This window comes from Ralstonia sp. GX3-BWBA, assembly GCF_003290055.1.
GTDB classification, from domain to species: Bacteria; Pseudomonadota; Gammaproteobacteria; order Burkholderiales; family Burkholderiaceae; genus Ralstonia; species Ralstonia holmesii.
In genome coordinates this window covers 1,170,675-1,195,657 of sequence record NZ_QMKS01000009.1, presented here as the reverse complement: position 1 = coordinate 1,195,657, position 24,983 = coordinate 1,170,675, and the positions used below count along the sequence as shown (strand labels likewise).

The window sequence follows — 24,983 nt, the reverse complement described above, 5'->3', positions numbered from 1 at the left end:
AGAACATGCCGGATGCAAGTTCTGCGTCAAAGGACCGCTACCGACGCGCCGCCTCAGCGTTGCTGCGTTCTGAGCTCGCTCAACGAGGGCTCACTTATAAGGCGCTTGCCGAGCTGTTGAATGAGCGTCGTCCGGGTGCGGAGACCGAGACAACAATCAAACTGAAGATGGGGCGCGGCTCGTTTCAGGCCGCGTTCCTGTTCGAGTGCTTGGAGGCCATGGGGGCGGATACGGTTACAGTATCGGTCCGGACCTTGCTGGGGAATGGGGCGTAGAGCCTTACGGTACGGGGCTTCGCGAGGAAATCTTCCTCTGCGAACTTCCCATCTCACAGGTGCCCGCTTCCTTTTTGACCCTTCTAAGTCCGTCTCACCAGACAACAAAAACCCGGCAGTCCGCCAAGGATGCCGGGTTTTTTGCTGCCTTCAGCGCGCAGACATGCGGCCGTTCTAGTTACTCCCACACGGCTTCTTGAAGACGTGTTTCACGCCGCATTTGGTTGCATGCGCCGCATTCTTAACGCCATGGCCAACCGCTCGTGCTGCGTTGGCCGTCGCATGCCCGGCTTCCTTCGCCGCATGGCCGGTCTTGCGCGCCGCTTCCTTCGTGTCCTGCTTGATGTTCTCCTTGGTCTCGGACAAGTCGGCATGGGCCAGGGGGCTGAGCAGCGCCAGCAGCAGCGCAGGGATCAAAAGTAGACGACCTTTCACGGTGGGAATCCTCACAAACAGGTTCATGCAACGGACGCGTCGAGCACCACAGCGGCGCGGCCGGTCAACAGGATGCGTGCGCCACTGCGCACGGTGAATCGGTACAGCACGTTGTTGCCGTCGCCGCCAATGCGTTCGGCTTCGATGTCGAGCGGCGAGTCGATGGTGTCGAGGCGCGGGACGTGCGCTTCAACGCTGCGCACGCTGGCGAGAAAACCGGCGCGCGGCCGGGCTTGCGCAGCATCGCACAGGGCGCCATGCACGGCCATCGCCTGAGCGGCGTACTCGATGCCGCAGACAGCAGCCAACTGGCCGTGCGAGCGCAACGGGTTGGCAGCGTCACGATGGCTCGTGGCGCTGCAATGGATGTGCGCGTCGTCCCATGCGACGACCGCGTCCAGCAGGCACATCGCGCCGCTGTGCGGAATGCGCGCCGCGATCCAGTTGCGGTCGAGTGGCGGAGATGGCTGCACGCTTGACGTCATGGCGTGCCGAAGGTGATGTCGACCTGCACGCGGGTCTCGGACAGATAGTCGATCACGACGTTGGATGCGCGCCGTGCCGCCAACGCTTCCAGCAGCGGCAGCGCGCGGGCTGCGGCGTTGCCGCGCCACAGCGTTTCGAGCCCGGGTTGTGTCAGCGCCGTGGACGCCGTGTCGGTCAGCGCGACGTCAATGCGCGCGAGCGTGCGCGGGCCGGCTTCGGGTGCAAGGACCATCGCCACCGCAAACGTATCGGGCACGGGCCGCACCGCGTTCAACGGTTCCGGGTACTCGCCGTCATACGCGATCAGCAGGGTGGGTGTGGCGTCAATCACAACCTGACAGAGGCTGTCCAGCAGGCCGGCGGCAAAGCTACCGTCGTACGCGCACAGCACATTGGACGGCGCCATCGCGTGCGTGGCGATGCTCCAGTAGCCCGCGGGGGCGTTGTGCACGGAGTTGTGGAAGCGCGTGGGCGAGAGCTTGCGATCGTCGCTCGCCAGGGTTTCGCAGATGGCGTGGCAGTTTTGGCCATCGCCGCCGGACGAACTGAAGACGGTGGCCAGCGTCGCGGCATCGCGTCCACTGGCTGCGACGGCCTCGTGACCGACTGCCAGCGCCAGCTTGACTACGGGCCCCGTGCGGCGGCGCTCGACCGATGGCAGGCCGGCCGGCGGCGGCAACTCGGTCGGTGCGTGCGCGTACGGCGTGCGCCCGGCGAGCACGTCAGCGGCGTGCGGCCAATCCCGCAGACCGGGGCCCAACACGCCGATGCTGTCGATGAAGGCGCGCAGTCGGGTCATGACGAAAGCCTCACGTGGTCTGCGCAGCCGAAGACCAGGCTGCAATTCGTGCCGCCAAATCCGAAGGCGTTGCTGAGCGCGGTGCGAACAGGGGCGTGGTGGCTCGACGTCAGGTAGTTGACGGCCAAGGTCGGGTCCGGCTGCGTGGTGTTGATGCCGGCAGGCAGCAATTGATGGCGCAGCGCCAGCGCTGTGATCACCGCTTCCAATGCACCCGCCGCGCCCAGTGTGTGGCCGGTCGCACCCTTGGTCGAGCTGCACGCCGTGCCGTCGAACATCGCGTGGATGGCGCGCGCCTCCGCGGCGTCATTGCTGGGCGTGCCGGTGCCGTGCAGATTGATGTAATCGATGTCTGTTGCTGCCAGCCCGCTTGTGGCCAGCGCTTGCGCCATGGCAGCGCGTGCGCCCAGCCCTTCCGGATGCGGCGAGGACATGTGATGCGCATCGCTCGATTCGCCAATGCCGAGCAGCAGGATTGCATCGTCGTCCAGCGCGCCCTTCGCCTCGGGGGCGCGCTCCAGCAGCGCAAAGGCTGCGGCCTCGCCGATGGAGATGCCGTCGCGCGCCGCATCGTATGGCCGGCACGGTTGCCGCGACAGCAGCTCCAGCGAGTTGAACCCGTACAGCGCGGTCAGGCACAGCGAATCGACGCCGCCCACGACCGCCGCATCGATCAGGCCCGCCGCCAGCATGCGCCGCGCCGAGGCAAACACCTTGGCCCCCGACGAACACGCCGACGAGATCACCATGGCCGGTCCGCCCAACCCAAAGTACGCCCGCACAAACGCGGCGGGCGAATAGATGTTGTGCGTCTGTGCGTAGTGAAAGTTTGCCGGCAGCGCCCCCGTTTGCGGGTCGCGCTGCTGGTAGGCACGTTCGGTTTCGAGAATGCCCGACGTGCTGGTGCCAATGAACACGCCGACGCGTCCACCGCCATGGCGCGCCTTGGCGGTTTCGACAGCTTCGGCAAAGCCGTCCTGCGTGAGGCCGATCTGGGCGAGCCGGTTGTTGCGGCAGTCGAAATCGGCTAGGTCTGCACGCACGGGCGTGACATCAGTGCCAGGCACTTCGCCGATCCACGTGTCGAGTTCGGCGCGTGGGAAGTGACATGGCGTGAGCCCGCCCCGTTGCCCGCGCAACGCGTCGAGCGTGGCGTCTAGGCCACGTCCGAGGCAGCTTGTGGCGGTGAAATGCGTGAGCAGGACGGGCTTCACTGGGGATGGTGTCGCGGCAATTGTTGGGTGAGATGACTCGGCAGACGGGGCGCCAATCGTTGACAAATTTTATCAAATGACCCGTTGCGGGCGGGTGGCCTGCGGGGGCTCCGGCGCAAGGGCCGCACGCAACGTCGTCCACTGCAATTGCGCGCGGGCGGCGGCTTCGAGCACCTTCGGCAATACGGCCAATATGATGGGCGTGCCGTGCGCATCGCGCGCCGCATGGCCATCGTGGAGCAGCAGGATGTCTTGTGGCGCCAGACCGTGCAGCAGGCGCTGGGCGATAGCGTCGGCATTGCGCGAGCGGGTATCGAAGCCGCGGCGCGTCCAGCTCGCCAACTGCAGGCCAAGCTGACACAGCACCGGTTCGAGAAACGGATTGCGCAGTCCGGCCGGCGCTCGAAAGAACAGCGGGCGCATGCCGGTGATCTGCGCGAGCGTGTCCTGCGCGGCAGCGATCTCGCGCCGCAACGCGCCCGGCGCCTGCAGCGAGAACGTATGCCGATGGCGCTGACTGTGGTTTTCCACCGCGTGCCCGCGCGCGACGATGGCCTCGACGCAGCGCGGGTGCCGCTGCGCCAATTCGCCGATGCAGAAGAAGGTGGCCTTGACACCGTACAGGTCAAGCACATCCAGCACGCGCGGTGTGACATCGGGGTCAGGGCCGTCGTCGATGGTCAACGCGATCTGCCGGCCGGCGGTGGCGGGCAGATGCGTCCAGTTCGGGCCGAGCCACGCGCTGCGCGGCCACAGTCCACCCGCCATCAGCACCAGATGCGAGGCGATGACGCTGCCGCCCGCCCATGGCCATGTCGATGGGGCGGTCGCAACGGCAACCGCCGCGCCGGCATGCAGCGCGAGCGCGCCGCTGATCAGCGGTGTCGGCTTCCAGCGGCGGGCGTTGCCAGGCGGTGTGGTGATCGATGAGTTCATGCGGCTGGGTGCTGATCGTGATTGGCGCGTGGCGCGAGGATGGCGGCAAACACCAGCGCAAGCATGGCGCCCGGCCCGACGGTCAGCCCGAATGTTTCCAACATCGGCACCCGCGAGAATGCCAGCAGGCCGAAGCCGGCCACCGTCGCCAAATTCGCCACCAGCAGTGACACCAGCGTCTGCGGCGCAATGGCCTGCGTGCGTTGATTGAAGAACAGCGCGTAGTTCGATCCCACCGCCACGATCAGCAGCATGCCCACCAGATGCAGGATGGTCAGCGGCACGCGTGCCAGCGCAAAGCCGGCCGTCACCACCAGCACCGCCGCCACCAGGGGCGCCAACGCGCGGAGGGTCCGCTGCGGAGAGCGCAGCGCCACGAGCAGCAGCAACGCGATCGCCCCAAAACCGGCCAGCGACAGGCGAAGGTCTTCCCGCACGTAGTTCACATACAGCCGATCAGCCTCGGCCTTCATGTCGACGAAGAGCGCGCCGGGTACGCTCGCATGCTCGACGGCGGCGCGAATCGGGGCGGCATCCAGGCTGGACGGATTGGATGCAATTTTGGTGGTGGCCGGCGCGCCTGACGGTGCGCGCAATGGCAGCATGGCGCTCCATTGGCCGGCGTGTTCCGTCAGCAGTGCCTCCACCGCCAATGCCATCGATGTGCCTTTCAGGTCTGCGCGCCGCAAGAGGGGCTGCGCGCGTGCTGCATCCACATCGGCGATGAACGGGGCGAAGAGATCAGGCTTCACGCGGATCGGCTGATCTTCAACGGCGCCGCGCATGCGTGCAGCCAGTGCATCAGCGGCGGGCAGGCTTGCCAGGCGAGCGCGCTGCGTGGCATCGCTCGGCAGATAGCGCGCGGGGTTCTCGAAGCCAGCGAGCACGCCGTTGTCCACCAGCGGTTGCAGTTGCGCGGCGACCTTCTCGGCGCCTTCAAGCACGGCCTGTTCGGTTGCGGCCGGAATCACCACCAGATAGCGCACGTCGGGCGCCCCCACGTCTGCACGCAGGCTGGCGTCGAGTGCTTGGCTCTTCGCGGGTACGGGGCTCAGCGCAGCGAGTTCGCGGCTCCACAGGTCATCGCGATGCAGCACCAGCGCCGCACATGCACCGACGAGCACCACCGCCAACACCCAGCGCAGACGCGGTGCAGCATGCGTGGCCTGTGCGAGCCACGTCCCCACGCGCGATACGTCCCGCGTCGCCACGTCTGCACCACGCAGATGCGGCAACACGTAGCGCGTGACAAGTGCCGCTGTCACCAACCCCACAATCGAATACAGCCCCAACTGCACGAGCCCCGGAAAGCCCGAGAACAGCATCGACGCAAAGCCGCATACCGAGGTCAGCACACCCAGGCGGATGGTCGGCCAGTACGTGTTGATCCATGCTCGCAGGCTGTCGTTGGGGGTGGCGCCACGCAGGCGGGCAGATTGCACGAAGAGGTAGATCGAATAGTCGACCGCCTCGCCGATGAGCGTGGTGCCGAACCCGAGCGTGAGCCCGTGCACGGCCCCAAACGTGAGGCTGACCGCTGCCACGCCGGCCGCCACGCCGGACAGCACCGGCAGCAATCCCAGCGCCACCGTGCGCGGCGAGCGGTACACCGTCAGCAGCAGCGCCACCACGAGCACGAGGCTGACTGTGGAAAGCCGCTCGACGTCGTGCTTGATGGTGTCGCGCGACTCGACGGAGAACACGCCCGGGCCGGTCAGCAGGATGCGCGCCGATGCGGCGTTCGGCACCGTGCGTGCAACCGCATCGAACGCGCGGTGCACGGTGTCGATGGCACGCGCCTGAGCGTCGGTGTCAGAGCCGGCGGCCGTTGTCTGCACGACCAGCACAGCACGCTGGCCATCGCGCGACGCCCACACGCCATGCATGGACGACGGCAGCGCGGTGTTGTCGAACTGGCTGACGAGTGCCGCCACCTCGCCGGTCGGGTCGCGCGGCAGCATGTTCTTGGCAAACAGCCCGGCTGACGAACTGAGCAGGTCCAGGCTCTCGCCCAGCGCCGCGTGCAGACCTTCTGCGGAAAAGCGCTGCGGCGTGACAGCGGGGCTGAGCACGTAGCGGTGGTCGAAGACGAACTGCCGGTCGCGCGCTTCGCTCACGGGCTCGCCGTTGTTGACGGCGCTGAACTGCGGGTCGGTGCGCAGCGTGGCGGCGAGCTGCTTCGACAGCGTGGCGCGGGTGGCTGCGTCACTCCCCTCGATCCCGACGAGGATGAGCCGTGACACCAGCCCCTCGCGCAACTGGTCGACCAGCACGCGTTGCTCGGCACTCGGCGAGCGCGGAAGAAACGCCGACAGGTCCGCTGTAAAGCTTGTGCGCCCGATCACGATCGCGCACAGCAGCAGTCCGGTCAACCAAACCAGCAGAGCGGGCCGTCGCAGGGCGTGCAAGCGTTTCATGTGCGCGGCGTCCTTAGTTGCCCGGCACGCGTTGAAGGCGCATCAGAGAATGATCGCCATCGGCCTGGCGGATGGCGACGCTGCGCAGGACATCGCGCGTGCCCTCCAGCGTGATGGTGTGGACCACCTGCTGCATGCGCGTGTCGATGGGCGAAAGGGTGAGCGTCCAGTCATCGCCGTGGCCAGCGATGGCGACCTTGTAAATCGCTTCGAGCGCGTAGCGGTTGCCGGCCAGCGTGGCGCGGATGCTTTCGATGAAGGCGCCCAGCTCCGGGTATTGCGACAGCGGCATCGTGAACTTGCGCTGGTTGCGCTCCACGGTCAGCTTGTCGCCGTCAATCACGAGGTGTTCTGGCTTGGGAGCCAGCGTGTGCTTTTCCAGATGATCGGGCGCCACGAACACCAACTCGCCGGACGATTCGATCGGCTGTGCCGCAATCGACAGCGTCTTCGTTTCCGTGAATGTCGCGCGCCCCGACTTGTTGCGTGCAAGCGTGGACATCAGGCGGTCGAGCGTCCAGACGGTATCCGCGGCGTGGGCGGTCGCGGCCAACATGCTGGCTGCGAGCAGGGCCAGAAGGGCGCGTAGGAAGGGGCGCGTTGCAGTCATGGCGTTTGGGTGGTCTGGCGCTCGGCAGGGGTGTGATTCTGCGCGCCGGCCGCGTCGGCATCCTGCCAGAAGTCGAAGTAATTGAACCAGTTGTACGGCGCGGTGCGGCAGTAATGTTCGACGCGTTCCACATAGCGGCCGAGCGCGGCTTGCACGGCGGCGGCGCGATCTTCGCGGCGCACATCGGTGAAGTCCGCCAACGGATCGAAATGCACGGCGTAGCGATTGCCGCCCAGGTGCAGCCCCGTCATGAAGAGCACGGGGCGCTTCAGCATGGCGGCCATGTGCAGCGGCCCGAGCGGAAACGCTGCCGGGCTGCCGAGAAAATCCCTGCGCTGGATTGATGGCCCCGCATCGCGCAACAGCGTGCGATCGGCCAGCATGCCGACGAGCCGGTTGTCGTCCAGCGCCTCGCGCACGTGCAGCATTGCGTCTACGCGCCCCAGCGGAATGACCTCCGGCGCCGCCGCCGGGTTGATGGCGGCAACCGCGGCGTTGATGTTGCGGGCGTTCTCTTCATACATGGCGACGGCCACGCGCAGGTTGGGCACCGTACGGCCGAGCGCGCGCACCACCTCGAAGCTGCCCAGGTGCGCGCCCAGCAGGAATGCACCGCGCCCCTGCGCCAGCACGTCGTGTATGTGCTGCTGGCCCTGCAACTCGACGTCGAACAGATCGAAGCGCCCGCTGATCAGATAAATGCGGTCATGGATGGTCGTGCCGAAGGTGAACATGTGGCGGAACACGTCGCGCAGCGTGGCTGGCCGGCCGAGCGCGCGGCGCAGATAGTCACGCGAAGCACGCCGCGCCGCCGGAGAGGCCGCCACGAAGTACACCGCAATCAGCCACAGCAGAACCCGGCCGAACGGCCGCCCAAGCCGCAGCGAGAGCCACGTCATCACGCGCAGCAGCGCGAGGTTGCTGCGCTCCGGATGCTCGGCCCAGTCGGTGCGTTTCATGCAGCAACGCCCTCCGGCGCTGAAGCGGACAGCACGCCGCTGGCCACGTCGCGCTCGCCCGCGCGGATCGTGAAGCGGACGGCGTTGCTCGCCGTCGTCTCGAACGCGAGGTCGAGCAACTCCCCGGGTGCCGCAGGGCTGAGAAACTTGGCCGAGCTGATCTTGCAAGCATCAAGCGAGCGGCCCAGCGCGGCACCGATCGTGTGGAGCGCGTGGTCAAGCAGCACCACACCCGGCACGATCGGGTGGCCGGGAAAGTGCCCCGGCAGCGCCGGGTGATCAGCGGGAATGGTGAAGTGCATGTCGGGCTTGTGTGCGTTACGGTGCGAATGTTGTGCGACCAGCGCGGCCAGCACATCGCGCGCCAGTTTGCCGGTTTCGTTGCGCGGCAGCGCGTCTACCAGCAGCAGCGGGCGTGGCAGGAACGCTGCATCGATGCGCTCATGCAGGGCGCGCAGTACGTCCGCCGCGCTAAGGCTCGGCGCCACAACGAGTGCCACCAGGCGCGTGACTGCGGCGCTGCCGTGCGTATGCGGGGCGGCGGACGCATCGTCCGGCATGTAGAACACGCCGTCTTCCACACCCGCAATCGCGTTGAGCTGATGATTCAGATACGCCAGCGAAGACCGCTTGCCGGCAATGTTGATCAGATCGGCCTTGCGGCCGTGCAGCAGAAAATGTGCCTCGTCTATCAGCTCAATCGCATCGCCCATCGGCACCGCGGTTTCGACGTGCCCGCCCTGGACCCACACCGTTGGGCCGTCGTCTTCCGGCGTGCCGGAGCGCGATTCCATGCGGACATCGGGGTACAGATGCCACGCGGTTTCCTGTGCGGTACGGCGCGTCGCGACCTGGCCGGTTTCGGTGCTGCCGTAGATTTCCAGGAGCGGAGCGGACAGGCGCGTCTCGGCCGCCTGCGCCAGTGTTTGCGACAGCGGCGCAGTGGCCGACAGAACGAGCGATGCGCTTGGCAACGCGGGTTCCGATGCCAGCAGCGCCCGCAGATGCACCGGCGAGGTCACCAGCACGCGCGGCTGCGGCACGGCCAGCAACGCTTCGCGAATGTCCGCCGGATAGAACGGCAGCTGGTTGCTGAAGGCCAGACCGCCCTGCAGCGCGAGCAGTACCGTCACCTCAAAGCCGTACATGTGCTGCGGTGGTACGGTGCCGACCAGCGTGAAGGCGCGCCCGCCGTCCAGGCCAAGGTGCGCGACTGCCGTGCGCATGCAGCGCACCAGTGCGCCCCACGTTTTGCGATGCGGCACCGGCGTGCCGGTTGATCCAGAGGTGAACAACACCGCCATGACTTGCGACGCGTCGATCTGCGGCACGTCGATGAGCGTTGTGTCGGCTGTCAACGCATCGGGATAACGGAAGCCCGGCAGGTCGACGGGGCAGGCGGCCGCATCGTGCAGGCAGAACACTTCGGGCGCAAACACCGAAAGCTGACGCACCATCTGCGGCGTCTGCATGGGCGGCAGCAGGCTGACTTTGCCGGCCACCAGCGTCGCACACAGCGCGACGGCAAAGCGGTAACGGTCTGAACAGGCGTTGAACACGTGATCGCCCGGCGGCAGCATCGTGGCCAGCGCCATCACATCGGCCAGGAACGCACGTACGGAGACGGGCGCGCCGTCACGCCAGGCCAGCGTGTGGTCGAGTGTTGGATGGGAGACCAGCGGGTAAGTCGGCATGAAGCAAATCGTGAGAGCGTGTGGGTTCAGCGGGAGCGCTCTGTGGCGACGGGTATGGAGTGCCCTGATTGTTCCGATTGTCGATATGCGCGTACCGCATCGAACAGGCTGGAGTGCGGCTCGCCGCGCAGCACGACGCGCCGGCAGAGGTATTCCGCCACGAACATCACGCCCACCAGCGGCAGCGACAGGTAGTTCGCAAACGTCGACCACGTTACGGTCGATGCCGTGGCAAACAGCAGGGTGGATACGATGGCGGTTGCCAGGAAAAACAGCGTCCATGCCAGCGTGACCTGCCGCGAATAACGCGCAATGCGCGGCGTGAGCGTGCCGTGCACCATGTGGGCAAAGCGCGTGCACAGCGGCTCTCGCCCCGCTACCAGCGTGCGGCCGAACACGTAGGCCATCATCAGGTTGAAGCTTGCATGTTCGAGGTACAGGCCCCAGTCAAAATGCGCGGCCAGCGGTGCGCGCGCCATCCACAGCACTCCGCAGACGAGCAGCCACAGCGGCAGCAGCCATGCACGATGCGTGGAACGTGTGGCCGCGGCCAGCGCGACGGCCAACGGCGGCACCAAAGCCATCGCCAAGCCCATGCCATGCGCGCCCGGTGTTGCCGCTGCGTAATGCGCACCGATCTGATACGCCACGACCGCACCCACGCCGGCTGCGCCCCGCGCAAAGCTGGTCAGTCGCTGCATGGCAGGGCAGGGTGGGAGGAGCGGCACTGCATGGTTATCGTCGGTGAGGCGGGCAGTTTCATCGTAGGGCGGAGCACATTCTAGGGCCCCGAGCCTGTCTCGCCCGATCCGGCAGCGGCCTGTTTGTAACCGGATGTACGGGGCCCGGCCGGCGCTGCCACGGCGCCCATTGCCGCTTTGCGGCGCCACACAAGCCGGTGAATCGTTTGCGTCACTTCGGGCAGACGCCGAGACATGCGGTCTTTGTCACGGTTTCGCGCTATACGGGGTGTAACCCTTCGTCTAGAATCCGCGTAGCTTAAACGACCCCCTTTCACAGGCTGGGCTGGACAAGGCAGGGGCTTCGGGCAAGGAGAACGTCGTTGGCTCTGGCCGCAATCCCCGCTGCACGCCGCCTGTGGTTGCAAGACCGATGAACGACCTGGAAAAAGAGCTCGCCGCGCTCATGATCGGCGAACTGAATCTCGAAGACATTCAACTCGATACCCTGACCGCCGACACACCGCTGTATGGCGAAGGGTTCGGGCTCGATTCCATCGATATCCTCGAAGTTGCGCTGCTGATCTCCAAGAAATACGGCTTCGAGCTGCGCTCGGGCGATCCCGACAACCAGAAGATCTTCGCCTCGCTGGGCTCGCTCGCAGCCTACGTGGCAGAACACCGCACGCGATAGGCTCGCGCCAGCGCCCGACGCATTCCGCTTTCAACGTTTGGCCGGACCGACGCCATGCCGATGACCGGCGCTTCCACTTCGCACCTCGTTCTGATTCCAAGCTACAACCCTGGCCCCAAGGTTGACGACACCGTGCGCACTGCGCGCGCGCAGTGGAACCCGGTCTGGGTGGTGGCCGACGGCAGCACCGACGGCAGCACCGAACGCCTGCAGGCCATGGCCGCGCAAGACCCGGGGCTGCGCGTGATCGTGCTGCCGCGCAATCGCGGCAAGGGCGTGGCTGTGCTGGCCGGGCTGGAAGCTGCTGCCGCGGCGGGCTTCACCTACGTGCTGACCATGGACGCCGATGGGCAGCATCCTGCCAACCTAATCCCCGAATTCATGGCGGCCTCGCAGGCTGCGCCCGACGCGATGATCCTCGGCCAGCCGGTGTTCGACGCAACGGCGCCGCAGATGCGCGTGCACGGTCGGCGCCTGTCCAATGGCTGCGCGGATATCGAAACGCTGTGGGCCGGTATTGGCGATACGTTGTTCGGTTTTCGCGTCTATCCGATTGCGCCGCTGGCCGAGATCATGCGCCGGCAGACTTGGATGCGCGGTTTCGATTTCGACCCGGAAGCGGCCGTGCGCCTGTGCTGGGCCGGTGTGCGTCCGATCCGGCTGGCGGCGCCGGTGCGCTACTTCCGCGCGCACGAGGGCGGCGTGTCGCATTTCCGGTATCTGCGCGACAACATCCTGCTGGTCGGGATGCATCTACGCCTGGCGGCTGAGGGCATGCTGCGCTTGCCCTCGATGATTGCGCGGCGGGTGCAGCGCGGCTGGTAGCTTGCGGCGGCCGGGTTCAGGCAGCTTCGGTGGCGGCCCTGGCCTGGTTCAGAAGGGTTTCTGCGGCGTGCCAGGCCTGTGACGCGGCGGACGGATCGCCCATCGTGCGCGCATCGGCCGTGGCACCCGATAGCAGCATCACGTACACGCCCGCAAGCTGCCGCGCCGTACTGGCGGGCACCACATCCCTGAGCAGCGTTTCCATCATTGCGAGCAGATCGTCGCGGTAGCGTACCGCCACGTCGGTCACCTTGGGGCAGGTGGCGCCAAACTCCGCAAGCGCGCGCTCGAACAGGCAGCCCGCAAATTCGGGAGTGCGGAACCACGTGCCGTACCACTCGAAGATGCCCTTGAGGCGGGCGGTGGCGTCGGGCAGGGGGCTGAGCTTTTCGGCAATGCTGCCCATGACGTAGGTATAGCGCTGCTCCAGCACTTCCTTGATCAGATCTTCCTTGCCGGCAAAGTGCCGGTACAGCGTCATGCGAGCGACGCCGGACTCGTCGATGATCCAATCGACGCCCACGGGGTGAAAGCCGTGCTTGGAAAACAGCTCACTGGCCTTGTCCACCACCTGTTGGCGCTTGCTTGCGCGCATTGCTACCTCTCCTCATTGCTGGGCCGCATCTTAGCATCGGCCCCTTGTTGCGACCTTGGGGGACTCGCCCCGAGCACACTCAGTCGCACGGTGTTGTTGCCACGTCAGCTTTACGCTTTGATAACACAACGGCACACGCTTCAAGCTAAAGTAGACCGATCTATATCATGTGCCCGCAAATCCTGCGGGGGCGCGGAAGAGAAAGCGTTGTGCAGCCGATCTGGCGGCGCCGGTCTTGCGAACGGGATCGCACAAACGACCGGCACCGACCTGGCTGTCAGCGGAGTTTCTCTCGATCAACAGCAACAATAAAAGAAAGGGTCAGGCGAATGCGGAATCGTTTGCTGATGTTGGGAGTCGTGTCACTGCTGGCAGCGTGTGCCCAGCCGCAGCCACCCAGCGATGTGGTACGGGTATGTGACGACCGCGGCTGTGCCGATCGGCCGAAAGCCCAAGTGGCGTTTGACCAGGCGAATATCCCTGACGAAGATCCGCGCATTACCGCCCTCAAGGAAGTTGCCAAGCGAGAGCCCAAGGCCGCCTACGACCTGGGTCTGCGCTATTTCCGCGGCGACGGCGTCCGCCAGGACAGCTACCAGGCACTGAACTGGATGCGCGAGGCTGCCGAGCATGGCAATTTGCAGGCGCAAAAGGCACTTGGCGCGTTCTACCTGTTCGGGTTGGAAGAGATGGGCTCCGACCCGCGCGAAGCCGAAAAATGGCTCTCGATTGCCGTGAGCCGTGGCGACAAGGAATCGAAGAAGCTGCTTGAGCAAGCACGCGCCGCCAAGAAATCCGATGAAGACGACTACAAGTGGCGCGCGCAATGGCGCACCACTTACTACGGCTATTGGTATTCGGGTTATCCGTACCTCGGCGTCTGGCGCCAGACGAGCTGGTACTGGTACTGAGAGAGGCGCCGCAGTCATCCGTTTCAAAGCGTTTCAAGGCAGTTCGGGGAGGGGGGAAACCTGTTGCACACCTCGCACGCCTGATCAAGGGGGGCTTATTGAGTCGCAGGACGCATAAGCCGAACATCGACTCAATGTGAGCCACACAACAATATGAAAACCAATCTTCTCAGCCGCACTGCCAGGGCCGCAGGCGTAGCACTGATCATCTCTTCCCTGGCTGCGTGCGCAGGCGGCGGCATGGTGACGCCGGGCGGCCAGAACGCCGGCGTGAGCGGTGCGGCGGCCGGCGGCTCCAGCGTGGGTGCAGACCCGACGCTCGAGCGCTGTGCCTCGCCGCTGGGCACCATCGCGATGGATGATGGCCGCAACGCAGACTGGTACGGCCAGTTCGGCAGCGCCACCAAGGTGACGACCATCGATCCGCTGCTGCGCATGGCTGTGCAGCAATCGAACTGCTTCGTGATCACGTCGATCGGCAACCAGAAGACCGACGCACGCCTGTCGCGCATCACCGATCTGCAGCGCAACTCCGGTGAATACCGTGCCGGCTCGAAGCAGCAGAAGGGTCAGCGCGTGGCGGCTGACTACTACATGGAGCCGCAGATCATCATCAACGACTCGCCGATCGGCGGTGTGGCGGGTGCCGTGGGCGGCCTGCTGGGCAACAGCGCCATCGCCGCGTTGGCCGGCAGCGTGAAGTCGAAGGCTTCGGTTGTGACGCTGACCCTGTTCGACGTGCGCTCGGCCGTGCAGATCGCAGCCGCCGAAGGCAGCTCAACCGCGACGAACTACGGTGCGGTGCTGGCCGGCTTTGGCGGTGGCGTGGGCGGCGGTCTGGCAGGTTTCTCCAGCACGCCGGAAGGCAAGGCCACGGTGGTCGCCTTTATCGACGCGTGGAACAAGATGGTTGTTGCACTGCGTAGCTACAAGGCGCAGGACGTCAAGGGCGGCCTGGGTCGTGGCGGTCAGCTCAAGGTCAACTGATCGGGCTGAACCGGACCAGCACTGAAAGGGCATTCAGCGCCCCGAGGTGCGAGAGCAAAAAAGCCTGCGGCGGTTGCGTCGCAGGCTTTTTGCTTTTGAGGCAGGCGGCGCTCAGCGCGCGTCTTTCGGCTTGTCGCCCTTGGGCCAGTCCTTGGCGCGCGCGGCATAGTCGGGGCGCGGCTGCTGGGTAAAGAAGGCGGCCACGTCCACTGCCTCTTGCGCGGTCAACGTGCCGCCCTGGCCCAGGGGCATGTTGTGCTTCACAAAGGCAGCGGCGGTGTACATGCGAGCCATGCCCGCACCCACGTTGAACGAATCCTTGCCCCACAACGGGGGCATCAGGTAACCACCTTGCGGGTTGGGCAGCCCCTGGCCTTCGGCGCCATGGCAGGCTGCGCAGCGCTGGGCGTAGACGGCCTTGCCGTTCTCGCGGTTAGGCGCGAGCGACGTGTCGATCTTTTCGAAACCGCGTCCTGTCACGTTGGTGCCCACGGGTACGCCGCTGGAGAGCCATTTCATGTAGGCGAGGATGGCGTTCATGTCTTCGCCATCGAAGGCGATGGGCTTGCCGTTCATCGACCGCTGGAAGCAATCATTCACGCGCTGTTGCAGCGAGATGACCGCACCGCTGCGCGATCGGTACTCCGGAAACGCGGTTGCGCCCGTCCCTCGGCTGCGACGCGCGAGACGCCTGACGTGGCTTGACGTTACGTCCTGAGAGACGGCGTTGTCGTATGGGCACACTCGCGTTCCCGCAGGGTGTGAACCGATTGTCTGGGCAGCGCTTCCTCGCTAGGCTGAGACTTTGCAGCGGAGGGTTGCGCGATGAGCTGGCAGAACTGGGTCGTCTCGAGGATGGTGCGCAACCAGGTCAAGAAGCCGACCGAGCGGGAGCCCTTCGATCCCATCGCCACGCGCCTGCATGCCGAGAAGCGCAAGATGCCTTCGCCGGTGGAACTGCCGCCGGATTGGCGCATCGTGCCGGCCAAGGGTGTCAACGGCGACGGCCTCACCGGCGAATGGATCGAACCCGCTGATCCGGACCTGCATGACGACGCGCCCGTCGTCCTTTATCTGCATGGCGGCGGCTATTTCTTCTGCAGTCCGCGCACACATCGCCCGATCACCATTGGCCTCGCTACGCATGCGCGGGCGCGCGTGTGCGTCCCGGACTACCGGCTGGCACCCGAACATCCGTTTCCAGCGCCGGTGGAAGATGCGCTCTTCACGTATCGCACGCTGCTGGCGCAGGGTGTGGCGCCATCGCGCATTGTGGTGGCCGGCGATTCCGCGGGGGGCGGGCTGGCGTTGGCGCTGCTGGTGGCCCTGCGTGATGCGGCTGATCCGCTGCCGGCCGGCGCGGTGCTGTATTCGCCGTGGACGGACTTGGCAGCCACCGGCCAGAGCCTGATCGATAATGATGAATCCGACGTGATGTTTCGCGGCGCGTGGATGGCGCACGGTGCGGCGTTGTACCTGGGCGATTCGGGCGCGCCGACGGACCATCCGCTCGCCTCGCCGTTATATGCCGATTTCACGGGCCTGCCCCCGCTGCACTGCTATGTCAGCACCAGCGAGGTGCTACGCGACGATACCCTCCGAATGGCCGAGCGCGCGCGGGCGGCCGGGGTATCCGTTTCGGTAGAAATGGGGCGGCGGCTTCCGCACGTGTGGCCGATCTTCTATCCTTTCCTTCCAGAGGCGCGCGTAGCGCTCAAACGATCGGGCGAGCAGATCAGACGACTCGTTGCCGCCCAATATGAGAACCGAGAACCGGTGGCACTGACACCGGCATGACCCGACCCGTGGCGCCCATGCGTAGCCCGGTCGGGATGCGCAAACGGGGAGCCCAGCATGCGTCGGGTGGTGGTATTGGGGTTGGTGCTGGCTGTGGCGGCCGGCGCCTGGCATTGGAGTCGGCTGCATCGGCTGAGGCTGGCGAATGTGCGTTTTGCACCGATTGAAACCGTCGCCGCCGCGACCGGCGCTGCGGGCGGCCCCGCCTTCAATGCCAACAAATCGCACTGGCTCAAGGCGTGCGACCAGGCGCTTGGCCCGATGCGCGTGGAGGTGCGTGCCATCGAAACGCCGCTGTCTTTCTCCAACGACCGCTCAGTCAGTCAACTCACCGCCGAGGCGCCGCCGTACGATCGCTCAGCCCGCGTGCTGGGCAAGACGTATGCGACGCTGCTGGCGCGCTTCGACGTCAACAGTCGCTACATGGCCATCGCCACGCAGCCGGCTACGACCTGCCTGCGGCCGTCCATCTCGGTGGAGCTGGTGCTGAATAACTTTCGGGTGACAGTGGCGCGCGAATTTGCGCCGGGCACTTGCGCGTACAACGCCATCCGCGAGCATGAGTTGCGGCATGTGGCTGTCAACCGTGCGGTGTTGCCGCATGCCGCCGAGGTGATCCGCAAGGAGATCGAGAGCGAATACGGCGGCCGGCTCTACTTTGGAGACCCAGACCGCATTGCCGCAGATTTGCAGGCAGCGCTCACGCGCCATTGGCTGCCGCGTGCGCAATCGCTGATCGAACTTGGGCTGCAGGCGCACGAGCAGATCGACACGCCGCGTGAGCAGGAGCGCATGAGTCGCGTGTGCAATGGCGAGGTGCAGGCCGTATTGCAACAACTCACGCGCAGCTAGCGCGCGAACACGTGCGAGTTCAGGCGGCCGGGCGGTGCGCGGCGCGTGCCTGCAGTTGCGTGATGGCCTCGTCGACGATGGCTTTGGGCGGCAGCGCGATGTCGACGATGACGGCGTCGGTCGGCTCTTCCAGCGCCTCAAACTGGCTGCGCAGCAGGTTCGGGTTGAAGAAGTGGTCTTTCCGTGCGGCGAGGCGGCCTTGCAGCAGATCGAAGTCGCCCTTCAGGTAGACGAATTCCGCGTTGCCGGCGGGGCCGCGCAGCACGTCGCGGTAGCGCTGCTTGAGAGCGGAGCAGGCCACCACCAGCGATTGCCCGCTGCTCGTTTTTTCGTCCATGTAGGCGCGGATGGATTCGAGCCAGGGTTTGCGGTCGTCGTCGTTCAGGGGGATGCCGGCGTGCATCTTGGCGCGGTTGGCCTCGGAGTGGAACTCGTCGCCATCACGGAAAGCGCAGCCCAGCCGCTCGGCAATCTTCTGGCCCACCGTGGATTTGCCGCAACCCGAAACACCCATCACTACTACGATCATCGTCATTCCCTACGTGCAAGAAAGCGCAAAACATCAGGGCGGCATGTTAGCGCGTTGAAGGCCGCGCCCGCCGATTTTTGCTGCTGCAGCGCAGCAATTGTTCCGCGTCATTGTTCGTCCGGCAACGGATTGCCAAATACGTCAAGCTGCGTCAAATTGCGGTGGAAGCATTGGTTACAAATCATTCAGAACAAGGCCCCAAAAAGGTCAACGTTGATTGGAGGAGACATCCATGGCTGGTGAGGTTTTCGACGCGCGACCGCGCAACGGTGCGTCGTATGTGGTGGGCGACACGGCGGTGCCGCTGGCACACGTGACGGTTTCGGCGTTGCTGGCGGAAACGGTGCGTCGCTGTCCTGACGACGAGGCTGTCGTGTTCCGCGAACAGAACGTGCGCTGGACGTGGCGCGCCTTTGCCGAACAGGTCGATGCGCTGGCCGCCGGCCTGCACGCGCTGGGACTGGAGCGGGGCGACCGCATCGGCATCTGGTCGCCCAACCGCGTCGAATGGGTGCTCACGCAGTTCGCGACGGCGCGCCTGGGCCTTATCCTCGTCAACATCAATCCGGCGTATCGGCTGTCGGAACTGGAATACGCGCTCAACAAGGTCGGTTGCAAGGCCATCGTGGCGGCCGAGGCCTTCAAGACATCGCGCTATCTGGAAATGCTGCAGACGCTCGCGCCGGAACTGGCGACTGCGCAGCCCGGCGCGTTGAACGCCGCCAAGCTGCCGGCGCTGCGCTGGGTCATCCGCATGGGCGACGCCAATACGCCTGGCATGCTCAACTTTGCTGACGTCATTGCGCGTGGAAAAAGCGTACCCGTTGATGCGCTGGATGCCATCACGGCCACGCTGTCGCCCGACGACGCCATCAACATTCAGTTCACTAGCGGCACGACCGGAGCGCCCAAGGGGGCGACGCTCACGCATGTGAACGTCGTCAATAACGCGCGCTTCGTTGCCATGGCGATGAATCTGCAAGAGGGCGATCGGCTGTGCATTCCCGTGCCGCTGTATCACTGCTTCGGCATGGTCATGTCGGTGCTCACCTGCACGGCCACCGGAGCGTGCATGGTGTTCCCGGGCGAGGCATTCGATCCGCTGGCCACGCTGCGCACGGTGGCGGAAGAACGCTGCACCCAACTGCACGGCGTGCCGACGATGTTCATCGCGCAGCTCGATCATCCGGACTTCAAGAGCTTTGACGTATCGACGCTGCGCGGCGGCATCATGGCCGGATCGCCGTGTCCCATCGAGGTGATGAAGCGCGTGGTGTCGGAGCTGAACCTGCGCGAAGTCACCATCGCCTACGGCATGACCGAGACGAGCCCCGTGTCCTTCCAGAGCGCCGTGACGGACCCGCTCGACAAGCGCGTGACCACCGTCGGCCGCATCCAGCCGCATTTGCAGGTCAAGCTGGTGGATGGCGCGGGAGAGGTGGTGCCTGTGGGCGAGAAGGGCGAGCTGTGCACCAAGGGCTATTCGGTCATGCTCGGCTACTGGGACGACGAGGCCAAGACCGCCGAATCGATCCACGACGGCTGGATGCGCACGGGCGATCTGGCAACGTTCGATGCCGAGGGCTACTGCAACATCGTCGGCCGCGTGAAGGACATGCTCATTCGCGGTGGCGAGAATGTCTACCCGCGCGAGATCGAAGAATTCCTCTTCCGGCATCCGAAGGTGCAGGCCGTCAACGTATTTGGCGTGCCCGACCCGAAGTACGGCGAAGAGGTCTGCGCGTGGATCGTCCTCAAGCCCGGCCAGCAGGCTATGGAAGATGAGATCCGTACGTTCTGCCAGGGCCAGATCGCGCACTACAAGATCCCGCGCTACATCCGCTTTGTCACCGAGATGCCGATGACGGTGACGGGCAAGGTGCAGAAGTTCGTCATGCGCGACCGCATGATCGAAGAACTCAAGTTGACGGTGGCCGCCACGGCCTGAACCTGAGCTTGCGGTTTCGCCGCTGAAATGCCAACCGGTTGCGCGCGGCTTTTCGTTGCCATGACGATGCTTGCCGCGCGCGGCTTTGTTCGCCTGCCTGGGCAACGCCTGACGTAGAAATCGAGACACGTCTCCCGCATGCGTCTTGCCGATAGGGGGCACTCGCAATCGAGCAGCCACGCGCGGCTGCGTGCTGACGGTGCGTACGCCATCGAGGCATGCAAACCGCTGCGAGGTGCGCGGCGGGATGCTCACTCGCCGCGACCAACCGCTCACGCAATGTGAGCGACGATGCGCCGACGTATCACGCCTGAAACACCCAGCCAATCGCTCGTCTCAAACACCCACACCGAGCGTATGCGTGCGCGTGGTTTGCGTCTTGGCGCGAAAGCCGTGCATGCCGTGGCTGCCATGCGTGACACGACGGTGTATCGGCGCCGCAACCGAAAAGGCGCAAACCGCCCCCCAAAAGTTGCACGCGTCGACACGATTGCATGGCACGGTGCGCGCCCATGTACGCGGGTGCCGGTGAAACTTTTGCGTTTTCAAACGCTTAGAGCAGCCGCGTAAAGCAGGCGCACAAGTTGGCACTGATTATGCAAACGAGCCGCCCCGGGGTGGGTCATGTTTTTTCCCACAGGCAGAGCGCGCCGGCCTTACTGGCTGCGTTTCCAGCCGTCCCTCTCACCTTTATGGAGTGCGTTATGAAGAAGACCTTACTGGCCACCGCGATCGCCATGGGATTGGGGGTCTCTGGCGTTGCATTGGCCGACATCGGGAATACGGCGTCCGGCGCGGGTGACAAGACCCAAACCAACACGTCGACTATCACCAGAACCAACACCAGCACAGACACGACGACGAACACCGCAACGACCACAACCACGACGGCAACCGATAACTCGAATCAGCACAACAACCAAAGCCAGGGCAGCAACCGCGACAACAGCGGTTGGGCCAACGCTGACGGCTATGGCACCGCCGCCGCCAACAACGGCGGTATGGCAACGGCAACATTCACCAACTCCTTCAACACAAGCAAGGCAATTGCAGTCTCGAAGCTGGACGGCACCGTCACCAACATCAGCGTGTCGGGCATCGGCAACGTCGCCACCAACAATGGCGGCTCGGCCAATGGCGGCGCGGGCGGGCGTGGCGGATACGGCTACGGCGGCGCTGGCGCTGGCGGCAACGGTGGCGCTGGCGGCGCAGGTGGCAGTGGTGGCGCGGGCGGCAGCTCGGGCAGCGTCACGCATGGCAGCGCGACCAACGGCGGCGCAGTGGCCGGCAACGGTGGCAATGGCGGAGACGCCGGCGGCAGTGCGGGCAGCGGCGGTAACGGCGGCAGCTCCGGCACGCTCTCGGCCAGCCTGGGCGCGGGCCTTGGCGGCGCAGCGGGCAGCACGAGCGCAGCCGGCGGCGGTGGCGGCGGGGCAGGCGGCACGTCCAGCGCCAGCGGTGGCGATGCGAACCGCCATCACGGCAGCGGCGCGGCCACGGGCGGCGGCAGTGCCTCGGCAGGCGGGGCAGGCGGCGCTGGCGGCTCCACCACCAGCGGCACGTCCACGGCATCGGCAGGTGCGGGCACGGGCTCGAGCAGTGCCACCGGCACCAGCACGGGTGGCGGGGCAGGCGCGGGCGGTGCAGCGACCAACGTGGCAGGCAATGGCGGCGCAGGCGGCAGCGCGACCAACGGCAGCGCAACCAACGGCGCAGCATCGTCCACGGCGGGCAATGGCGCTGTGGGTGCAGTCGGTGCGGCCGGCGGCGCAGGCGGTGTGGGCAATGGCGGTGTCGGCAATGGTGCGGTGGGCGGCACGGGCGGTGCAGGCGGCACGGTCATGGTGGACGCAGGTACGTTCAACATGTCCAACGCCATGACCAGCGTCGGCCAGTCTGCAGCAGGCGTGATGGTGGCGAACCAGAACAGCGGCTTCGCTTCCCTCATCCAGCAAAGCATCAACGTGCAGGCCAACCTGAATGTCGGCAAGTAGCCCGGTATCAGGCATGAGCGGGGAAGTGCCGTTGTGCGTGCGGTGACATTGCGCGCATGGCGGTGGACAGGGCCGGACTGCATGCGTGGTCCGGCCCGCAGTTGGAGCGTATAGGAGATGTTCGATGCGATCCGACAGAAGAACCACAGCAGGATGGGCGGCATGGTGTTTGGCATGCGGCCTGGCAGTGTGGCCAGTGGCAGCGGCGATGGCAGCGGACGATGCGTCAATCGCAGACGGTGCTCAGACAGCCAATACGGAAGCGGTGCGTCCCCCGGTCGCCGCGGCCGTGTCGGTGCCTGGGTTCGGTCATGCGGTGGGAGCAGATCGGCTCGACAGCTATCGCGGCGGCACGCAGGATCTCTACCAGACCGTCAATGACGCGCGCCTGTCGGGCACCGTGAGCGACAACGCCGCCGTGAATGTGGCGACGGGGTCGAACATCGTGCGCGACGGCTCGTTTGCCAATGCCAGCGGGATCCCCACGGTCATCCAGAACAGCGGAGCGAACGTGCTGATCCAGAACGCCACCATCGTCAACGTGCAGTTCCGGCCTTGAGCTTGTGAAGGACGGAATGATGCGCAAGACGTGCGGCGCAGTGCTGATGGCACTGATGTGCGGGCCCGCGTTGGCGGGCGCGATCGACATGCTCGGCACGGGCGGCGGCACGTATGCGGTGCCGGTGACGAGCATGAAGGCCGCGCGCTATCTGCGAACCGTGCATCAGCGTTTCGACTTCAGTTGCGGGTCGGCCGCGGTGGCGACGCTGCTTACGTATCAGTACGGCTATCCGGTGAGCGAGCAGACCGTGTTCCAGGCCATGTATGAGCATGGCAACCAGGAGAAGATCCGGCGAGAAGGCTTTTCGCTGCTCGACATCAAACGCTATCTGGCGTCTGTAGGCTTTGAGGCCGATGGTTTCGAGCAGCCGCTGGATGCATTGAAGGACGCGCACTTGCCGGCCATCGTGCTGTTGACCGAGAACGGCTATCACCACTTCGTGGTGGTCAAGGGTGTGCAAGAAGGGCGTGTGCTGGTGGGCGATCCGGCCATGGGCACGCGTGCGATTCCGCGTGCGAGTTTCGAGAGCATGTGGGACAACCATTTGCTGTTCGTCGTCCACAACCGCGAGTCGGGGGCGACGTTCAACGCCGCATCGGATTGGCGCGTGGCACCGCGTGCGCCGCTGGAGGAAGGCATGGACCGCAGCGGCTTGGGAAACATCGTCGTTCCCAAGCACGGTCCGTCCGATTTCTGAGCGTCGTCTGCATGGCAGTCAGGTAGTCCGGCAGGAGGGCATCATGAAGCGGTTTGGCAAGATGGCGTGGGCCGGCTGGTTCGCGCTGGCTGCGGCCGGGCATGCGTTTGCTGCCGGCATGGATAGCATGGATAACAATCCCGTCCATGTCTGGCACGCCGTGTCCGAAGACAAGCTCGACGACATGCGCGGCGGGTTTGATGTGCCCTCGCTTGCGGGGCTGCATATCTCGTTCGGCATCGACCGGGCGGTCTACGTCAACGGCGATCTGGTGGCGAGCGCATCGGTCAACATCCCCGATGTGGCACGCATGACGGCCAACCAGGCGCAGCAATTGGCCTCGGTGGTCAACACGGTGAACCTCGTGCAGAACGGCCCCAACAATGTCGCACCGCCCGATGTGGCCGCGGGTGCGACAGCGGCGGCCACGGTCATCCAGAACAGCTTGAACAACCAGACGCTGCAGGCGGTGACGACCATCAATGCGGCGGTCAACAGCCTGCCGCAGTTCCGTCAGATGAATCTCGCCAACGTGCTACAAGGCGCGTTGGCCAACGTCGTCACCATGCAGCACTGAGCTAGAACTGGATCGGCAGGCGAAGCGTGACGGTAAGATCTGGCGTGTCGCGCGTCAGGCCTGCCCCCACCGACAGGTTTAGCGACATCTTGGGCGATAGCCGGTACGAATAGCCGACCAGCAACGTACCGAGAATCGTCCGCACCGAGCCCGGCACGCGCTGGCCGTTCTGCTTGGTCGGCGCGATGATGCTCTGGTCGTAGCCGATGGAGAACGATGCCTTTTCGTTCAGCGCCAGCCCCATGCCGAAGTTCAGGCCGATGATGTCGCCGGCTTTCACGTTGCCGAGGAACTGCTTCGAACCGTCCACCAGGTTCAGACTCACGTCCTTGCGCTCGAAGTTGTGCAGGTAGCTGATGCTGCCGAAGAACACTGCCGGATCCGTCGGGAACAGCCACGTCAGCCCCGGCTGAACCGCGAAGAAGCCAGAACCCGTTGGCTGTTGCAGAGGCAGGCCGGTGCCCGTGGTATTGCTCACGCAGCGCGTCACGCAATCGGTGGTGACGTCAAACGGATCCTTGCCGGTGCGCGTCTTGAAGCGCAGCCAGCCGATGTAGAACGGCTTGTCGACGCCGCCCGCATTGATCTGATAGCGCGCGGTCAGTTCCACATCGCCGATGCCGCGCCCGTGCGAGCTGAAGGCGTTGTCTGTCGCCGTGCCGGTGAACAGTTCGCGGCTGACCGTGTCGCTCGCGCTGTAGACATAGGGCACGCGCGCTTCCAGTTCCCAACGGCGCGCCAGGCCGTAACGCAATGCCACCGTGCCGGTGAGCGTGGTGGTCTTGACCTGCCGTACGTCGATCAACCCGATCAACAGCGCGGGGATGATGGTGTAGCCCACCAGTGCCACGCGGTCGGACGATGAATACGCCATCTGCAATGACGGCTCGACGACCACCTTGCCCGGCGGTGTAAGCGCGCTGGGCTCGTCGAAGATCTGCGCGATGCGGGGTGGCCGGTCAGGTGGCTCCGGCGGTTTGCCGACGGGCGTGGCGCCGGGCTGGTCGTTCTGCGCGATTTCCGATGCGTCGCCTGCCGCGCCAGGAGCGCCGGCACCGCGCACGGTGTCGAGTCGGCCCTCGCTCATGCCGAGCGCGCGCCGCATGCGCCGCAGATGCGTTTCCTGTTGCTGGATCGAGCGCTTGAGTTCCTGCAGGCGCGCCTGCGTATCGGCAAGCTCGCGCTGCAGCGCTTCCAGACTGGGTGGCTTGTCGTCCACCGGCTCGTTGGTCTGCGCAAGGACCGACCCGCTGCACAACAGCAGGCATGCGCACGTAACCGCTTGGGTTGTCTCACCTTGCGGCCACCATGGCGTCTTCGTCACGGCAATGTCCCCCGTCGAGAGTGTCCTTACCGCTGGCAGCGGACGGACGCTTCACGATTCCCCCGGGTGGTGTACTGCGGATACCACTATAGGCGAGCGGGCGTGAAACGATAGGGCGGTGGCGTCCACAAAACGGACGAGGCCGAAATGCCCGTTTGGTGGATCGCTCAGGCAAGAAAAAAGGCG

At 65.5% G+C, this 24,983-nt stretch carries 26 protein-coding genes; 12 read left to right on the top strand and 14 right to left on the bottom strand.

All coding sequences use genetic code 11. From position 1 onward, the window contains the following. Window positions 1–5: 5 nt before the first annotated feature. Window positions 6–275, top strand: a complete 270-nt coding sequence (locus DOD19_RS27930; RefSeq protein ID WP_112185922.1) for a DUF6471 domain-containing protein — start codon at window positions 6–8, stop codon at window positions 273–275. A 174-nt stretch (window positions 276–449) separates the two neighbouring features. Here the strand turns inward: DOD19_RS27930 and DOD19_RS13195 are convergent, their stop codons facing one another. The 10 genes from DOD19_RS13195 to DOD19_RS13150 form a co-directional block, all read right to left on the bottom strand. Then, the gene (locus tag DOD19_RS13195; protein WP_239498000.1) at window positions 450–737 is read right to left on the bottom strand and encodes a hypothetical protein; all 288 of its coding nucleotides are present in this window, start codon (window positions 735–737) and stop codon (window positions 450–452) included. Next, entirely contained in the window at window positions 734–1,195 is a 462-nt protein-coding gene (locus DOD19_RS13190; RefSeq protein WP_112185920.1) for a hotdog family protein, read from the bottom strand. The genes DOD19_RS13195 and DOD19_RS13190 overlap by 4 nt, the downstream gene beginning before the upstream one ends. After that, window positions 1,192–1,995, bottom strand: coding sequence for a beta-ketoacyl synthase chain length factor (locus tag DOD19_RS13185; protein ID WP_112185918.1), 804 nt, complete (start codon window positions 1,993–1,995; stop codon window positions 1,192–1,194). The genes DOD19_RS13190 and DOD19_RS13185 overlap by 4 nt, the downstream gene beginning before the upstream one ends. Continuing rightward, window positions 1,992–3,209 carry a beta-ketoacyl-[acyl-carrier-protein] synthase family protein gene (locus DOD19_RS13180; protein ID WP_112185916.1) on the bottom strand — a complete coding sequence of 406 codons (1,218 nt, stop codon included), beginning with the start codon at window positions 3,207–3,209 and terminating at the stop codon, window positions 1,992–1,994. The genes DOD19_RS13185 and DOD19_RS13180 overlap by 4 nt, the downstream gene beginning before the upstream one ends. A 72-nt stretch (window positions 3,210–3,281) precedes the next feature. Continuing rightward, a complete protein-coding gene (locus DOD19_RS13175) occupies window positions 3,282–4,145 on the bottom strand; it encodes a polysaccharide deacetylase family protein (RefSeq protein WP_112185914.1) in 864 nt (287 codons plus the stop codon). Continuing rightward, window positions 4,142–6,562, bottom strand: coding sequence for an MMPL family transporter (locus tag DOD19_RS13170; RefSeq protein ID WP_112185912.1), 2,421 nt, complete (start codon window positions 6,560–6,562; stop codon window positions 4,142–4,144). Before DOD19_RS13170 ends, DOD19_RS13175 begins: the two co-directional genes overlap by 4 nt. A 13-nt stretch (window positions 6,563–6,575) precedes the next feature. Continuing rightward, complete coding sequence (locus DOD19_RS13165; RefSeq protein ID WP_024976693.1) at window positions 6,576–7,172, bottom strand: outer membrane lipoprotein carrier protein LolA; 597 nt, start codon at window positions 7,170–7,172, stop codon at window positions 6,576–6,578. Then, a complete protein-coding gene (locus DOD19_RS13160; protein ID WP_112185910.1) occupies window positions 7,169–8,131 on the bottom strand; it encodes an acyl-CoA synthetase in 963 nt (320 codons plus the stop codon). Before DOD19_RS13160 ends, DOD19_RS13165 begins: the two co-directional genes overlap by 4 nt. Next, the gene (locus DOD19_RS13155) at window positions 8,128–9,825 is read right to left on the bottom strand and encodes an AMP-binding protein (protein ID WP_112185909.1); all 1,698 of its coding nucleotides are present in this window, start codon (window positions 9,823–9,825) and stop codon (window positions 8,128–8,130) included. The genes DOD19_RS13160 and DOD19_RS13155 overlap by 4 nt, the downstream gene beginning before the upstream one ends. A 26-nt stretch (window positions 9,826–9,851) precedes the next feature. Further along, entirely contained in the window at window positions 9,852–10,526 is a 675-nt protein-coding gene (locus DOD19_RS13150; RefSeq protein WP_024976690.1) for a membrane protein, read from the bottom strand. 412 nt (window positions 10,527–10,938) lie between these two features. Between DOD19_RS13150 and DOD19_RS13145 the strand changes: the two genes are divergently transcribed. Further along, window positions 10,939–11,199, top strand: a complete 261-nt coding sequence (locus DOD19_RS13145; protein ID WP_092973370.1) for a phosphopantetheine-binding protein — start codon at window positions 10,939–10,941, stop codon at window positions 11,197–11,199. Window positions 11,200–11,253: 54 nt separating this feature from the next. After that, on the top strand, window positions 11,254–12,024 hold the full coding sequence (locus DOD19_RS13140; protein ID WP_024976689.1) for a glycosyltransferase family 2 protein: 771 nt from the start codon (window positions 11,254–11,256) through the stop codon (window positions 12,022–12,024). Between the two features lie 16 nt (window positions 12,025–12,040). Here the strand turns inward: DOD19_RS13140 and DOD19_RS13135 are convergent, their stop codons facing one another. Beyond that, window positions 12,041–12,619, bottom strand: coding sequence for a TetR/AcrR family transcriptional regulator (locus DOD19_RS13135; protein ID WP_112185907.1), 579 nt, complete (start codon window positions 12,617–12,619; stop codon window positions 12,041–12,043). Between the two features lie 329 nt (window positions 12,620–12,948). Here DOD19_RS13135 and DOD19_RS13130 point away from each other — a divergent pair, with 329 nt between their 5' ends. Both DOD19_RS13130 and DOD19_RS13125 read left to right on the top strand, forming a co-directional pair. After that, on the top strand, window positions 12,949–13,530 hold the full coding sequence (locus DOD19_RS13130) for an SEL1-like repeat protein (RefSeq protein ID WP_024976687.1): 582 nt from the start codon (window positions 12,949–12,951) through the stop codon (window positions 13,528–13,530). A 153-nt stretch (window positions 13,531–13,683) separates the two neighbouring features. Continuing rightward, entirely contained in the window at window positions 13,684–14,517 is an 834-nt protein-coding gene (locus DOD19_RS13125; protein WP_024976686.1) for a hypothetical protein, read from the top strand. Window positions 14,518–14,628: 111 nt separating this feature from the next. Here DOD19_RS13125 and DOD19_RS13120 read toward each other — a convergent pair whose 3' ends face one another. Further along, window positions 14,629–15,261, bottom strand: coding sequence for a c-type cytochrome (locus DOD19_RS13120; RefSeq protein WP_024976685.1), 633 nt, complete (start codon window positions 15,259–15,261; stop codon window positions 14,629–14,631). 81 nt (window positions 15,262–15,342) lie between these two features. Here DOD19_RS13120 and DOD19_RS13115 point away from each other — a divergent pair, with 81 nt between their 5' ends. Then, a complete protein-coding gene (locus tag DOD19_RS13115) occupies window positions 15,343–16,314 on the top strand; it encodes an alpha/beta hydrolase (protein WP_024976684.1) in 972 nt (323 codons plus the stop codon). 57 nt (window positions 16,315–16,371) lie between these two features. Beyond that, window positions 16,372–17,166, top strand: a complete 795-nt coding sequence (locus DOD19_RS13110; RefSeq protein ID WP_112185904.1) for a hypothetical protein — start codon at window positions 16,372–16,374, stop codon at window positions 17,164–17,166. 19 nt (window positions 17,167–17,185) lie between these two features. Here the strand turns inward: DOD19_RS13110 and DOD19_RS13105 are convergent, their stop codons facing one another. Further along, window positions 17,186–17,695, bottom strand: coding sequence for a gluconokinase (locus DOD19_RS13105; protein WP_112186049.1), 510 nt, complete (start codon window positions 17,693–17,695; stop codon window positions 17,186–17,188). 232 nt (window positions 17,696–17,927) lie between these two features. Here DOD19_RS13105 and DOD19_RS13100 point away from each other — a divergent pair, with 232 nt between their 5' ends. The 5 genes from DOD19_RS13100 (at window position 17,928) to DOD19_RS13080 (ending at window position 23,473) form a co-directional block, all read left to right on the top strand. Then, entirely contained in the window at window positions 17,928–19,643 is a 1,716-nt protein-coding gene (locus tag DOD19_RS13100) for an AMP-binding protein (protein WP_112185902.1), read from the top strand. A gap of 704 nt (window positions 19,644–20,347) precedes the next feature. Next, a complete protein-coding gene (locus DOD19_RS13095; RefSeq protein WP_024976680.1) occupies window positions 20,348–21,637 on the top strand; it encodes a hypothetical protein in 1,290 nt (429 codons plus the stop codon). Window positions 21,638–21,761: 124 nt separating this feature from the next. Continuing rightward, window positions 21,762–22,196, top strand: a complete 435-nt coding sequence (locus tag DOD19_RS13090; RefSeq protein WP_024976679.1) for a hypothetical protein — start codon at window positions 21,762–21,764, stop codon at window positions 22,194–22,196. Between the two features lie 16 nt (window positions 22,197–22,212). Then, window positions 22,213–22,896 carry a C39 family peptidase gene (locus DOD19_RS13085; protein WP_024976678.1) on the top strand — a complete coding sequence of 228 codons (684 nt, stop codon included), beginning with the start codon at window positions 22,213–22,215 and terminating at the stop codon, window positions 22,894–22,896. 43 nt (window positions 22,897–22,939) lie between these two features. Then, window positions 22,940–23,473, top strand: a complete 534-nt coding sequence (locus tag DOD19_RS13080; RefSeq protein ID WP_112185899.1) for a hypothetical protein — start codon at window positions 22,940–22,942, stop codon at window positions 23,471–23,473. A gap of 1 nt (window position 23,474) precedes the next feature. Here DOD19_RS13080 and DOD19_RS13075 read toward each other — a convergent pair whose 3' ends face one another. Next, complete coding sequence (locus tag DOD19_RS13075; RefSeq protein ID WP_024976676.1) at window positions 23,475–24,797, bottom strand: transporter; 1,323 nt, start codon at window positions 24,795–24,797, stop codon at window positions 23,475–23,477. Window positions 24,798–24,983 lie beyond the last annotated feature (186 nt).